Raw genomic sequence first — 14,722 nt, 5'->3', positions numbered from 1 at the left:
TATTCCAGTAAAATCTTAAAATTGTCGATATAAAAAGTTTAATTTTAGCAGTACCAACTTTATCCAAAACTGACGATGCAAAAAATATTACTAGCTATACTTCTCTTTTCACTAAGCAAATCTTTCGGACAAACTACTCAACCGAAACTTAAAATTGCTCATCTTACCGACAATTTTTATATCTACACCACGTATGGCAATTATGAAAACACTAAGGTTCCGGCAAATGGTATGTACTTAGTTACCAGCGAAGGAGTGATTTTATTCGATACACCTTGGGACACTACTCAATTTCAGCCTTTATTGGATAGCATTCAATTTAAGCACCATAAAACCGTTAATATTTGCATTGCTACACATTGGCATGATGACCGCACTGCAGGATTGGAATACTATAGGCAAAAAGGCATTAAAACGTACACAACCAAGCTTACAGATGAATTGAGTAAAAAGAACAATAATAAAAGAGCCGAAAACATCATCAATAAAGACACAACTTTTCATGTTGGAAACTATAGTTTTGAAACCTATTACCCAGGGCCGGGACACACTATTGATAATATTGTAATTGGCTTTAACAAAGAAAAAATTTTATATGGCGGCTGTTTGATTAAAGGTGTTGACGCTAAAAATTTAGGATTTTTAGGCGATGCTGATACGAAAGCGTACTATAATACCCTAAAAAACGTAGAGAAAAAATATCCTGCCCCAAAATACATCATTGTTTCGCATAGCGATTGGGATAATGTCAATTCACTAAAACATTCCATCAATTTAGCAAAAAAATTAAAGGAAAAAAATTAGGCGCAATATTAACGCAATAACTTTGCAATATCATGGGATTAGAAATAGAAAGAAAATACTTGGTAAATGAATTGAAATGGGAGGCATTGCAAAAACCTGAAGGCGAGTACTACCGACAAGGTTATTTACTGACCGACCCAAACAAAACAATCAGAGTGAGACAAACTACCACTCAAGGTTTTCTAACTATAAAAGGCATTTCTGTTGGTGCCGTACGTACTGAATTTGAATATGAAATTCCTTTTAAAGAAGCAGGCGAATTGTTAGATCAATTTTCAACTGCCGAGCTTTCAAAAATTAGATACAAGATAACAGTTGATGGCAAAGTTTGGGAGGTTGACGAATTTTTAGGTGATAATGCTGGCCTAATTGTAGCGGAAATAGAACTGGCTACCGAAGACGAAAATTTTAGTATTCCAGAATGGGTTGGTGTTGAAGTTACCGGCAAACAAAAATATTACAATTCGAATTTGACAAACAAGCCGTTCAAAGCGTGGTAAGTTGATTAATTTAGCTAGCAGCATTAACTTAGTTTAAATTCTTTTGCATTCGTTTTAAATTATGTAATCTCGAAATAGATAGAAAATGTAAATTTAATACGTAAACGAGGATTAAAATCTTGCTTAAAGAGAAAAGAAATCAAATCAGATAGTTTCACATAAAAAAATGAAAAAAATATTGCTATTATTATTGCTAAGCATTTCTATTAATTGCATTGCACAAAATCAAAACCAACAAAACTTTAATGCAAAATATAATAGCATATTAACTTCTTTATCTGAGGAAAACTGGACTAAATCCGAAAATCAGACTAAAAAATTACTCTCGGAGATCGAATTGCTTGAAGACTTTCAGACGGAGAGAAAAATACTACGATATATTTATATTTACTCAGTTGGAGGTTTATTAAACGAAAATAAACTTAGCAAGAAAGAAGCCCTACAAAAAGTTTATTTCTTAAAATCAACTGAAATGATAATGCCCGCCCACCCTTTTATTGAAGACTGCAATATTAATTGCACTCATATCTCAGATGATGATAAGAATACATTTTTTACTTGTGTAAATAATGCTGCTGGCACACAAATTTTCTGTTTCGACTACGTAAAAATAAAAAACGGCATAAAAGATTCAAAAGAAGCTTTAGAAGGCAAGTACATTAGGTTAGAGGGCAAGTTAAAAGAAATATCAGTTGAAGGTTATATGCTGCCGCGATTTAAACTTATTTTTATAGACGGCAGTTACAAAATAATGTAAGTTGGTGGTTTTCAAAACATAAATCCTTACTTCCTTGTTTTCCTGTCCAACTTCTAAAGACAGGAACACAGCAACTTTTCATCAATTTAAAACACATTTTTGGAGTAGGAAATTTCTGAATTTGTTAAATCAGTCGATTATATTTGATAGGCGTGAGATCACTATTTCAGTCATCTCAAATATGCTTTAAAAACTGTTTAACCTCATTTACCAATGAAAAACATAACGAAAAACATTTTATTGTTAACCACAATTCTTGTATTAATTTATAACAATAGCAAAGCTCAAGGCTGTAGCGACGCTGGTTTGTGTACCGTAAGTAATTTCAAACCCACCACAACCGACAGCTTGAAATCGTACAAAAGCGAACTTGTAATTGGTTCTTTTTGGGGCAAGGCCGATCACTCAATTAAATCCTATGGCAGTTTGATTGAATTTAGTCATCAATTATCTAACCAAATGGGATTTAACATTAAGATAAGTTCCATTACGCAAAGCGGAAACGGATTGAAGAAATTCGGACTGTCTGATCTCTTTCTCAATGCTAATTATAAAACTAGCGCTAGCTCAAAACTAACTATTGGCGTAAAAATTCCGTTCTCTTCAGCAAACAAGATGGTTGATGGTTATGCCCTCCCGATGGACTACCAATCTAGCTTGGGCACAATTGATGTATTAGCAGGATTCGCCTTTCGAGCAAATCTTTTTCAATTTGTAATCGCAGCACAGCAACCTATTACCCAAAATAACAACCATTTTCTAGCAGTTAACACGCCTAATGCTCAATTACGCTCATTTCAGTCAACTAACAAATTCCAAAGAAGTGGCGACTTGCTATTTAGAGCTTCCTATCCACTAGCTGTTAATGCAAGATTTACAGTTACGCCAAGCATCCTACCAATTTATCATCTCAAAAATGATTCCTATACCGATGAAATGAACTTGAAAAAAGAAATAAACGGTTCAAAAGGGCTAACACTCAACAGCAACTTGTATTTAGATTACAAAATGGATGGAAAGTCGTCCGTTCAGCTTAGTTTAGCCATGCCATTAGTAGTTAGAGATGCCCGACCTGATGGTTTAACTAGAAAATTAGTCGCTAACTTTCAATACAGTATCAAATTTTAAAAAACACTTATCACATGAAAAAAATCTTTTCAATGCTATCAATTGCTGTTGCTTTAGCAGCATGTAGCCAACCTAAAAATGAAAAAGCTCCCACAGAAGTTGCTAAATCAGAAGAAGTTGCCACATCTACCGTACCTAAAGAATTAGCGGGAAATTGGTTTACGCCGCATGCCGCAATTAGAAACATTACGTTTAATGCAGATGAAACTTATGAATTTGCGCTTGGGGATAGCACAAAACAAAAAGGAAAATTTTCCTTAAAAAATGACACTTTAACCCTAGTGGCAGCAGACAATACCGTAACAAAATTGACTTTCACTAAAGGCAAAGATGGTGATCAAAACTTCTATATCAAAAGTTTGAACGATGCGAAGTCTACGGAGTACTTTGTAAAGTCAAACTAAAAGCAGATCAATTGCTTTTTTGCTAATAAAAAACTACATTTAGGTCATTTAACACAGAAATTCACAGAGGTTAAATGACCTGAATTAGCTGATAAACATTAAATTAAACGCCTACATTAATTGCTTAGGGATGAAAGCAACAGGAAATACAGTTGAGGAAATTTTAGCAAATGTTCCTCAAGATAGGTCAGAAGCCTTTAACAAATTACATCAAACCATTGTGCAAAATTTACCTGAGGGTTTTGAGGCTGGCATTAGTTATGGCGGTTTAGGTTACGTTGTACCGCATCACATTTATCCTGTTGGCTATCACTGTAAGCCAATAGAACCTCTACCTTTTGCCGGTTTGGCATCGCAAAAAAACTCTATCAACTTTTATCACATGGGCATTTATATGGATCAAAGTTTAATGGACTGGTTTGTGGCAGCATACCCTAAACACAGCAAACAGAAACTTGATATGGGTAAAAGTTGTATCCGATTTAAAAAAACGGAAGATATCCCCTACCAACTTATTGGCGAATTAATGCAAAAAATGAGCTTAAAGCAATGGGTTGAACTTTACGAAAGCAAACTTAAGAAGTAGCTATCAGTTATACGAATTCGAGGTCAGCCTAAACCAATCATAATGAAATTCGATAAATATCTTCCGACGTTGCAATTACGCGATTACATTAAGTATTACGCCATATCGGAAAATGAACTATCGGGCCAGTACAAAATTTTCCCTTCGTCGGGTTTAGTTATCGGGTTTCAGTACAGTGGAAAATTGGCGACAATTAGCGACAGCACTGAAAACAAGCTGTCTTCAGCAGGTATTACAGGTGTTAGTGATAGCTATAAAATCTTCAAAAACTCCGATCATATTGGTACGGTTCTCGTTTTTTTCACTGAAATTGGCTTTACTCATTTTGCGTCTCATCCTGCTCACGAATTGTTTAATTTAAGCATTTCTTTAGAAGATATCTTCGATAAAAACCAAGTAAAAAGCGTTGAAGAACAGCTACTTTCTACTACATCTGATGTAAAAAGAATTAAAATAGTGGAAAGTTTTTTACTGTCGCAGCTTAAGCAAATTTCAACCGACCAACTAGTAACCGCAGCAGTAAAAATGATTTACGAAAGCAACGGAGCAATCAGAATTAAAGAACTTAACGAAAAACTATGTATAAGTCAGAGTCCGTTTGAAAAGCGTTTTAGAAAAGTGGTAGGTATATCCGCAAAAAAATTCGCTTCAATAGTCCGTTTAAACTCTGTATTGGCACAGCTCAACCAAGGCAAAAGTTTGGCGGAAATTTGTTATGAAAACAACTTTTTTGATCAGGCACACTTTACTAAGGATTTCAAACAATTTACGGGCGATACTCCAGAGAACTTCAAACGGCTGCTATAACGTCAAAGCGCATCACTTTATCATACATCAAAATTTTAAAAAAAACGATTTTTTACAACGGATGATGATTCCGGTGAGGCAATTTTGTGACTACAAATAATCAAATTTAAAGGATAACAAAAAATGTTTACAGTAGAACAAATCAAAGCTGCACACAGCAAAGTAAAATCAGGAGCAGATTTTCCGTCTTATATTAGAGAAATCAAACAAATGGGCGTTACACATTACGAGGCCTATGTGAGTGATGGTCACATTGATTACCATGGAGCTGATAACCACACAGCCAAAGTACCTGAAAAACACGAAACATTAGCTATTGCCGATGAAACAAACATTGATGAATTTAAAGCTGAGTTACTAGCGCATCAACAGGGCAAAACAGACTATTTGACCTTCATTAAAATGTGTGCTGCAACCGGCATTGAAAAATGGATCATCAGCATAAATCAAATGACTTGCATTTATTACGATAAGGCAGGTAAGGAAATTTTGGTAGAGCAAATCCCACAGTAACGCTCGAAGATTCAGTCTTATATTTTTTGAATGTCCGTAATTTCTAATAAGCCTATTTCTTAAGCGTTTTGTCATTCCGATGCTAGGAGGAAATCTATATTTGGCAATTATGGGAATAGATTCTCGAAATTTTCAAGAATGAAAAAATGCAGATTATGCCTAATAACAGACAATCAAAAATATTTTATTCATTATGTTTTCTTGGACTATAAAAGCAGAAAAAAATGAGCGGAATAGCAATAACAACACTATTCCGCTTATAAAAAATGAGTTAGCAGCGAATAATTCCATCGCTGATGATGTTTTAGCAGATGATACGTTAGCGGACAATAGTTCCGTTTTACAAATCAAACCTGATGTTGGTACCTAAAGCAAACCATCTTTTTGGCAGCGGCACCGCAGCAACTTCAATATAGCTGGCATTGCCAATATTGGTAACGTCGGTATATATGTTCCAATTTCTTTTACCGTAGGTCAAACGCAAATCGCCAACGAAATATGGATTTTTAAGGGCCCTTTCAATCCATCTTCCACCTGCCATCAACTGCCAATTGCCATTTTTGTAGGTTAGCCTACCCAAAGCCTGATTTTTTAAATTCTCTACTACATACTTTGAAGTCACATTATTGGTGTAGCTGATTTCTCCAGCATGTAAATAGTTGTAGCTTAACTGATAAGTTACGGTACTTTTTGCACCAACATTAAACGACTGACCAAGCATTACATTAAAACCTTGAATTTTATTATTACCAAAGTTTTGCGGTTGATAAGGCACACTGCTTGAGCTACGCACCCAATCAATAAAATCATTGATGTTGCGATAAAAATAGCCAGTTTGAACCTGAAAACTCGACACCTTGTATTGTAAGGAAACTTCATACTGCCAAGCATTTTCAGAGGTCAAGTTAGGATTGCCAATATTTCCCGGACGTTGGTTCAAGTACAAATCAGTAAAGGATGGAATGCGTTGACTTGAGCCCACATTAAATGCAAACTTCCATTTCGGCGCAAAAAGATAAGCAACATCCAACCCCGGAAAAGCTTGCCATCCGTACTGCGTGTTGTAGTTAACATAAGTACCTAAATTCAGAAGCAAGTTCTTTATCGCCTCCGTTTTATATTCCAAGTAAGCACCGTGGTTATATCGTTCTCTATCTCCAATGTTGGTACTTTCAATATCTTCGGAACGAGATTCCAAACCGAAGCCAAAATCACCAATGGAAGTAGTTAAGCTACTATTCAATTCGGCCGACCATACTTTGGTTTGGTGCAGCGATCTAGCCCGAGTTAAATCGTTACGGAAATAGCGATAATCGTCCCAGTTATAGCGGGTGCTTAACCTTGGTCGCAAGCTGAAATTTTTACTCAGCTGATGTACCGATCCCAAAGCAATCAATCCAGTTTTTACAATTTCAAATGCTTCCTTATCTCCTGGAGCTGCATAATATCCGCTTGCACCAAATGCATTGCTAATATAGCCGGCCATGAAGTTAAACTTGTTTTTATCATCAAGAAGTACATCTCCCTGATAAAAAAACCTGTAATCATAAGTGCTACTGTTGTAACGCTGTCCGTTGTAATCATTAAGGCCAAAAGCAACCAAATGACCGCTATTTTTTCCGGCCATCCTAATTGCAGCTTGTGCCGAGGCACCGCCGTAAATACCGCTACCGTCGCCCATAGCTTCGTCTTCAAAAGAACTTCCAGCTTGCAAATTAATAGCTATGCTTTGGCTTTCAGAAGTTTTTGTAATGATGTTGATAGCGCCTGTTAATGCATTGATGCCGTAAATACGTGCCGCTGGGCCTTTGATTATTTCGATACGCTCCACAGCTGATAATGGCACCGGAATATTCATGGAGTGGTGTGCGGTTTGCACATCGGATATTTTAACTCCATTAAGTAAGATGAGTGTTTGCTCAAATGTACCTCCATCAATGCTGATATCGGCTTGCGCACCGAAAGGCCCCCTTTGCCTAACGTCAACTCCCGCAATAAAACTCAATGCTTCGTTGATGGATTTTACTGGCATTTCCGCAATTTGTTCTTTTGTGATTAACTGGATGTTTCTAGCTTGCTTGCTAAATGGGGTTTGCAACCTATTTTCAGAAATCACAATTTCGTTGAGCTTAGTAGTGTCTTGCTTTACTTGCTGCTGAGCAAATGCGATAGTTGAGCTGAGCGTTAATAACGGTAGTAATATCTTGTTCACGTTATAAAAATTTATGTTTGTTGATTCACTGGTTCATGAGTCTTAGGCCACGTCCTAAAAACAAATTCGGACTTTCCGACTAAAAATTTCACCTACCAGATTTCTTCGCAAAACTCGTATCTTTCCGGAACATTACAATAGTCCAGTTTTAACAAAATGAGTAGTCCGGTTAACATTCCTTTTTTAAGTTTCATATCGCTAGATAGAGAGGCAAAAACCCCTATTTATTTGCAGTTGGCGCAACAACTCATCAATGCCATACAACGAGGATATTTAGTTCCAGGTGCTAAAATGCCTGGAAGTAGGAAGTTAAGCGAGTTGTTATCGTTACATAGAAAAACGGTAATTGCTGCTTATGAAGATTTGCACCATCAAGGCTGGATTGCCATTGAACCTAACAAAGGTGCATTTGTGATGGACAATAAAACCAAAATGGTGGAAAGGCCTTATGATGCATTGGTATCTTTAGGGAATTACCCTACACAAACTGGCTACAGCTTTAAACAATCCAATCTTTTGGACAACCCGTTTGAAGAAAGTAACTGTACCTACCAATGGAACGATGGTTTGCCAGATGTACGATTAACCCAGTTCAACCAACTTTCTGGCTTGTATAGTGCATCATTAAAGCGAAAGGGTACGGCAAAGAAAATGAGCAATAACCAAGCGTCTATTTATTTTAAGGAGCAGTTGAGCAATTACCTGAATAGTTCAAGGGGCTTACATATTTCGAAAGATAATTTACTGATTACTAGAAGTACGGAAATGAGTCTTTACATCATTTCCCAGCTGATTATTTCGGCGGGAGATGTGGTAATAGTAGGTGAATTAGGCTTGTTTACCGCTAACATGATTTTCCAGTCGGCAAAGGCAAACTTACAAACGATACCCGTAGATGGGCAAGGGATTGATGTGGATGCGTTGGAACTAAAGTTGACATCTACCAAAATTAAGGCTGTTTATATTACACCGCACCACCACTACCCTACCACAGTTACTTTAAGTGCAAAACGAAGGGTGAAATTATTACAGTTAGCTCAGGAATATGGCTTTGTAATTATTGAAGATGATTACGATTATGATTTCCAATACGAGAAAAGTACCATTATGCCATTAGCTAGCGCAGATTTAAATGGCATGGTAATTTATACGGGCACTTTCGGGAAATCGCTAGCTCCTTCGTTTAGTACTGGTTTTGTAGTTGCACCCAAAAATTTGATTAGCGAGATGCAGAAATATCTTGGCTTGTTGGATAGGCATGGAGATGTAATTATGCAGCAGGTTTTGGGGGAAATGATTGCTGAGGGAGATATCCACAGACACCTGAAAAAATCCCTAAAAGTTTACATGGAACGACGAGATAATTGCTGCGAGTTAATTGCTAAGCACTTAGGAGAAAGGGTGAAATTCAACAAACCTAGCGGCGGTTTAGGATTGTGGCTTAACTGGCAAGCACCAATTTCTTTATTGCAAATGGCTAAGTTTTGTACGCAGAAGGGTTTATTTATTCCCAAAAACATCCTGTACCAAAACAGAAATTTTACTGCAATTAGATTAGGCTTTGGGCATTTAACTATGGAAGAAATGGAAAAGAGTTTGGAGATAATGGGCGAGTATTTATCGTCTCTGCCTTAACCTTTAAAACTTGTAAGCATTTATGATATAATGAAGTAAATCCCTCTCTGCCTTCGGCATCTCTCCCAAAGGGAGAGAACAGCGAGTGGGTAAGCAAGTAGCCTATTCAATTTCACTTATACCAAAGCGTTTTTTTTATTGCATTTTTATCTATTAGCACAGGTTTAAACGCTAAAAAGAAAACTCCCCTCAAGTTGCAGAAACCTTAATAATTCCGCTCTCTCCCTCCTAGGGAGAGATGTCCACAGGACAGAGAGGGTAAAACAACCTTCAAAGCATTCAATTATTTATATTAGATAAAATAAATCCCTCTCTGCCTTCGGCATCTCTCCCAAATGGAGAGAATAGCGAGTGGGTAAGCAAGTAGCCTATTCAATTTCACTTATACCAAAGCGTTTTTTTTATTGCATTTTTATCTATTAGCACAGGTTTAAACGCTAAAAAGAAAACTCCCCTCAAATTGCATAAACTTCAATAATTCAGATCTCTCCCTCCAAGGGAGAGATGTCCACAGGACAGAGAGGGATGCAAATTGCCTTTCTAAAAATCTACAAATTTACAATAAGCCATATCTTCAGACGTAGCCCTTATATCTTTCGGACTTTTCCAAAATAAATGGCATCTTTGCACAAACTAAATTTCAACATGTCAGACGAAAAAATAATCTTTTCAATGGCAGGTGTAAGCAAGATTTACCCGCCACAAAAACAGGTTTTAAAAAATATTTATCTTTCTTTCTTTTATGGTGCCAAAATTGGCGTTGTAGGTTTAAACGGATCTGGTAAATCATCCCTATTAAAAATTATTGCTGGTTTAGATAAATCTATCCAAGGCGAAGTGGTGTTTTCTCCTGGTTATTCGGTGGGTTATTTAGCACAGGAGCCAGAACTTGATCCAGAAAAAACAGTGCGTGAAGTGGTAGAAGAAGGTGTTGCAGAAATTACCGCTGTACTTAAAGAATACGAAGCAATTAATGAGGCGTTTGGTTTAGAAGAAAACTACTCTGATGCTGATAAAATGGATAAATTGATGCAGCGACAAGGGGAGCTTCAAGACAAAATTGATGCGACCAATGCTTGGGAACTGGACAATAAGCTAGAACGTGCTATGGATGCGTTGCGCTGCCCTGATCCAGAAACGAAAATTGCTGTATTATCGGGTGGTGAGCGCCGCCGCGTTGCGTTGTGCCGTCTATTATTGCAATCGCCGGATGTTTTATTACTTGATGAGCCTACCAACCACTTGGATGCGGAAAGTATTGATTGGTTAGAGCAGTTCTTGCAAAACTATGAGGGTACTGTTATTGCTGTAACTCACGATAGGTATTTCTTGGATAATGTTGCTGGCTGGATTTTAGAATTGGATCGTGGTGAAGGTATTCCATGGAAGGGTAACTATTCTTCTTGGTTAGACCAAAAAGCGAAACGCTTAGCGCAAGAAGAGAAAACGGAAAGCAAACGTCAAAAAGCACTAGAGCGTGAGTTAGAATGGGTGCGTATGGCGCCGAAAGCTCGTCACGCCAAATCTAAAGCTCGTTTAAGTAATTACGACAAACTAGCTAGCGAAGACGGTAAGGAACGCGAAGAAAAATTGGAGCTTTTTATTCCTGCTGGACCTCGCTTGGGAAATGTAGTGATAGAAGCCAATCATATTTCTAAAGCTTACGATGGCAAGTTGTTATTTGAAGATTTAAGCTTCTCTTTACCGCCCGCGGGCATTGTAGGTATCATTGGTCCTAACGGTGCGGGTAAAACTACTTTGTTTAGGCTAATTACTGGTCAGGAACAACCAGATAGCGGAGATTTTAAAGTTGGCGAAACTGTGAAATTAGGCTATGTAGATCAAATGCACAACGATTTAAATCCTGACAAAACGGTTTATGAAAACATTACCGACGGATTAGACAACATGTTGTTGGGCAACAAACAGGTTAACTCTAGAGCTTACGTTTCTAAATTTAACTTCAACGGTGCTGATCAGCAGAAAAAAGTTGGCGTATTGTCTGGTGGTGAGCGTAATCGTGTGCACTTAGCAATTACATTAAAAGAAGGTGCCAATGTACTTTTACTGGATGAGCCTACCAACGATATTGACGTAAACACTTTACGTGCTTTAGAAGAAGCCTTGGAGAACTTTGGCGGCTGTGCGGTAGTGATTAGCCACGATAGATGGTTTTTAGACCGTATTTGTACACACATTTTAGCTTTTGAAGGTGACTCACAGGTTTATTTCTTTGAGGGTAACTATTCCGATTATGAAGAGAATCGCAAAAAGCGTTTAGGCGACGTTACTCCGAAACGAATCAGATATAAAAAATTAGGATAGTTAAATTAATGATCCTAGATTAGGAATTGCAAAACAGCTAATTTAAAGCGACTGCTACATGGCAGTCGCTTTTTTTTTAAATTTATACGATGGTACAATTTGGTATAGATGTATTACTGGAATCGGCAACTTTTAAAAATTTGCGCATTGGCTTGGTTTGCAACGAGGCATCGGTAACAAACACAGGCTTACACTCCCGATTGGCCTTACTAAACGCAGGTTTTAGCGTTGTAAAATTGTTTGCACCAGAACACGGATTTAACACTAAAGGAGATGATGGCGCTTTTATTCACGATTGCATCGACAGCGCAACTCAACTTCCAATTGTGAGTTTATATGGTGAAAAGCTGGCACCAAATGAAAGTGATTTAGCAACTATTGATTTGGTGATTATTGATTTGCCAGATATCGGATCTAGGTTTTACACTTACCTTTGGACTATGACCTACGTAATGGAGGCTTGTGCCAACTACGGTAAAAACGTGTTGATTTTAGATAGACCTAACCCCATTGCAAGCGAATTCGAGTTTGCAGAGGGCCCAATTTTGGAACCGGCCAACAGTTCTTTCATCGGTAGATTCACTATACCTATAAAACATAATTGCACTTTAGCAGAATTGGCAAATTACTTTAATCACAAGTATTACCCCTTGTTAAATTTACAAATTGTAGCGATGAAAAACTGGGACAGATATGCCAACGACAACTATATTTTTACCGGAACTTCGCCCGCCATACAAAAAAGAAGGACCACCTATATTTACCCTGGCACCTGCCTGTTTGAAGGCTTAAACGTTAACGAAGGCAGAGGTACGGCATTCCCTTTTGAGCAATTTGGAGCACCTTGGATAAATGCGCAATTGTTAAAAGAAAAACTGCTAAGCAAGGATAATGAGATAGATTTGGAAATCGTTTCTTTTACAGCTGCGGTCCAGCCTTACCAAAATGAGCTTTGCCATGGACTGAAAATAAAACCTAGGCATTTGAATCAATTTAAACCTGTTAATTTTGCGCTAGGAATAATTAAAATCCTTGCTGAAATACACCCAAATGAGCTAAAGGAACGAAATTATTTGACTAATGTTAATCCAAACGGAGAAAAGCATCTAGATAAATTATTGGGAATAAGCGATGCTTTGATCAAAATCAAAACCAATGAGATAACCACATCTATACCAGCGTGGAAAGATTTAATGCAACCTTTTCTATTGTATCATTAGCGTTGATGCTACATTATCTTAAAACTTAGTCTTCGCGTAACACCTTTTTAAAGTATTAGCTGTACTTTTGCATAAATTCAACTATTATGGGCCCGCTATCAATCGACTTCAATCAAATTCTATCTACTACCATGATCTTATTTGCGATAATAGATATTTTAGGTTCCATTCCTATTATCATTTCATTACGTAAAAAAGCAGGTCACATCCAGTCGGAAAAAGCAACCTTAGTAGCCACCATAATTATGATATTGTTTCTTTTTGGCGGAAAGGGAATTTTGAACATCATTGGAGTTGATGTGCAATCATTTGCTATTGCGGGTTCATTGGTGATATTCTTCATAGCAATGGAAATGGTATTAGGCATTAATTTCTTTAGGGAAGAAGCACCAGAAACGGTATCAATTGTGCCGCTTGCGTTTCCACTAATTGCCGGTGCAGGTTCATTGACCACTCTACTCTCCTTAAAAACGGAATACCGCACAGAGAATATTTTGATCGGTATCATCCTTAATATGGTGTTCGTTTATTTCGTTCTAAAAAATACTTCCAGATTGGAAAAGCTACTTGGAAAAACTGGCTTAAATGTACTACGTAAAAGCTTCGGGGTTATTTTGTTAGCAATTGCCATTAAATTATTCAGAACAAATACTGGATTGTAACATTAATTGCGTAAATTCATCTAAACAAAAAACCAATTAGATGAACCTATTTGAGCAATTCACTTTATACATTGGTGCTTTAGCCATATTCCTTGAAGCTATTGCTTATTTGCGTGGGAAATTAAAAAGTAGAGGTTAATAAAATTTGTAACATCTGTTGAAGTTATTATTTCTTTCCCTGATATATCGAGCTTCTGCCCTACCCGGTATTTCTGTTTCAAAAACTAAGGCGGCCTCTGTTGTACCTCCTGTATTAGTATAATTTATTTTAGATGTTGTGGCATCATGGCTTATACCCAATCTTAACTTACTGCTGCGATCTTTTTTAAATAAATCAAAAATAACCGAAACTACGATAGCATCATGTTGATTTCCGTTACCCCTATACCAAAAACCAAGGTTAATAGCGTTGGTTTTATATTGAAACCCAGCACTAACAGAACTCAAATTACTTTGTTTATACAGTACAACTGAAGGAATAATTGCTGGCAGTTCATCGTTAAATTTATTAAGGCTGATTAAATAACTGGTGTGTATGCCATACCTAATTGGTAACTTGGCAAGCTGTCCGGTAAACGACTCGTCGGGTTGATTGAGATGTTGCGCTGAACTACCAATCATAAAATTTCCTACTACAAGGTTGATACCTGCACCTGCATCAAAAAAGCTGCGTTTATTCCGAGTAAAAATTGAGGCCGAAGAGATTGCTCCGTCGATAATACCGTTGTTATCTATCTGATCAGAGAACAGTAATTTACTCTCATCAATCCGTCGGTTAATCATACCTGATTGAAGACCAAAAGAAAGCCTGCTTTCGTCGTTTAACTGTACGCTATAAGAAAAAATTGCCGCTAAGTTCAATCTTGATAAATAAGCTGTTCCCTCCGTAGATTTTGTGGCAATTAGCCCTATCCCGCCGCCCAAAACTGGCAGTTGATAATCTAAAGAAAAAGTGTAGCTATCCAAAGCACCTTGAACCTTTGTCCACTGAGAGCGGTAGTTAAGGTTAACTCTAATATCTCCAACAAATTCACCGTTTAACGCGGGATTTAAATACGCTGGCGCATTATAGAACTGAGAATAGATTAAGTCTTGAGCGTTTGAATACAGCCATACGAAACTCAATGGAAGAGCCAAGAACATCGTTTTAAGTGATAATTTAAACATGT

General features: G+C 37.2%; 14 protein-coding genes. 12 read left to right on the top strand and 2 right to left on the bottom strand.

Features of this window, described 5'->3' with window-relative positions:
• Positions 1-75 precede the first annotated feature (75 nt).
• The 8 genes from bla to DUT68_RS04535 all read left to right on the top strand — a co-directional run bounded on the left by bla (position 76) and on the right by DUT68_RS04535 (position 5,499).
• Entirely contained in the window at positions 76-804 is a 729-nt protein-coding gene (gene bla, locus DUT68_RS04570) for a BlaB/IND/MUS family subclass B1 metallo-beta-lactamase (RefSeq protein WP_113636156.1), read from the top strand.
• Positions 805-836: 32 nt separating this feature from the next.
• The gene (locus DUT68_RS04565; RefSeq protein ID WP_113636153.1) at positions 837-1,304 is read left to right on the top strand and encodes a CYTH domain-containing protein; all 468 of its coding nucleotides are present in this window, start codon (positions 837-839) and stop codon (positions 1,302-1,304) included.
• 166 nt (positions 1,305-1,470) lie between these two features.
• Complete coding sequence (locus DUT68_RS04560; RefSeq protein WP_113636151.1) at positions 1,471-2,061, top strand: hypothetical protein; 591 nt, start codon at positions 1,471-1,473, stop codon at positions 2,059-2,061.
• A gap of 213 nt (positions 2,062-2,274) precedes the next feature.
• Entirely contained in the window at positions 2,275-3,189 is a 915-nt protein-coding gene (locus tag DUT68_RS04555; RefSeq protein WP_198659536.1) for a hypothetical protein, read from the top strand.
• A gap of 14 nt (positions 3,190-3,203) precedes the next feature.
• Positions 3,204-3,593, top strand: coding sequence for a lipoprotein (locus DUT68_RS04550; RefSeq protein WP_113636149.1), 390 nt, complete (start codon positions 3,204-3,206; stop codon positions 3,591-3,593).
• A gap of 130 nt (positions 3,594-3,723) precedes the next feature.
• Positions 3,724-4,179, top strand: a complete 456-nt coding sequence (locus DUT68_RS04545) for a DUF1801 domain-containing protein (protein ID WP_113636147.1) — start codon at positions 3,724-3,726, stop codon at positions 4,177-4,179.
• Positions 4,180-4,221: 42 nt separating this feature from the next.
• Positions 4,222-4,986, top strand: coding sequence for a helix-turn-helix domain-containing protein (locus DUT68_RS04540; protein ID WP_113636145.1), 765 nt, complete (start codon positions 4,222-4,224; stop codon positions 4,984-4,986).
• Positions 4,987-5,109: 123 nt separating this feature from the next.
• The gene (locus DUT68_RS04535; RefSeq protein ID WP_113636143.1) at positions 5,110-5,499 is read left to right on the top strand and encodes a DUF1398 domain-containing protein; all 390 of its coding nucleotides are present in this window, start codon (positions 5,110-5,112) and stop codon (positions 5,497-5,499) included.
• Between the two features lie 340 nt (positions 5,500-5,839).
• Here DUT68_RS04535 and DUT68_RS04530 read toward each other — a convergent pair whose 3' ends face one another.
• Positions 5,840-7,711: a TonB-dependent receptor plug domain-containing protein gene (locus DUT68_RS04530; protein ID WP_113636141.1), complete on the bottom strand. Its 1,872-nt coding sequence runs from the start codon at positions 7,709-7,711 to the stop codon at positions 5,840-5,842.
• A 156-nt stretch (positions 7,712-7,867) separates the two neighbouring features.
• Between DUT68_RS04530 and pdxR the strand changes: the two genes are divergently transcribed.
• The 4 genes from pdxR to DUT68_RS04510 all read left to right on the top strand — a co-directional run bounded on the left by pdxR (position 7,868) and on the right by DUT68_RS04510 (position 13,553).
• Complete coding sequence (gene pdxR / locus DUT68_RS04525; RefSeq protein ID WP_113636139.1) at positions 7,868-9,346, top strand: MocR-like pyridoxine biosynthesis transcription factor PdxR; 1,479 nt, start codon at positions 7,868-7,870, stop codon at positions 9,344-9,346.
• Positions 9,347-9,991: 645 nt separating this feature from the next.
• Positions 9,992-11,671 carry an energy-dependent translational throttle protein EttA gene (ettA, locus tag DUT68_RS04520; protein ID WP_113636137.1) on the top strand — a complete coding sequence of 560 codons (1,680 nt, stop codon included), beginning with the start codon at positions 9,992-9,994 and terminating at the stop codon, positions 11,669-11,671.
• An 89-nt stretch (positions 11,672-11,760) separates the two neighbouring features.
• Positions 11,761-12,891 carry an exo-beta-N-acetylmuramidase NamZ family protein gene (locus DUT68_RS04515; protein ID WP_113636135.1) on the top strand — a complete coding sequence of 377 codons (1,131 nt, stop codon included), beginning with the start codon at positions 11,761-11,763 and terminating at the stop codon, positions 12,889-12,891.
• Positions 12,892-12,977: 86 nt separating this feature from the next.
• The gene (locus DUT68_RS04510; RefSeq protein ID WP_113636133.1) at positions 12,978-13,553 is read left to right on the top strand and encodes a MarC family protein; all 576 of its coding nucleotides are present in this window, start codon (positions 12,978-12,980) and stop codon (positions 13,551-13,553) included.
• Positions 13,554-13,688: 135 nt separating this feature from the next.
• On the opposite strand, the gene DUT68_RS04505 is transcribed toward DUT68_RS04510, so the two are convergent.
• Positions 13,689-14,720, bottom strand: coding sequence for a PorP/SprF family type IX secretion system membrane protein (locus DUT68_RS04505; protein WP_237088255.1), 1,032 nt, complete (start codon positions 14,718-14,720; stop codon positions 13,689-13,691).
• Positions 14,721-14,722: the final 2 nt, after the last annotated feature.

It is taken from the genome of Pedobacter zeaxanthinifaciens, assembly GCF_003313335.1.
Taxonomy (GTDB): Bacteria; Bacteroidota; Bacteroidia; order Sphingobacteriales; family Sphingobacteriaceae; genus Pedobacter; species Pedobacter zeaxanthinifaciens.
Note: the sequence above shows the minus strand (reverse complement) of the source record. Positions and strands in the feature narration are given on the sequence as shown.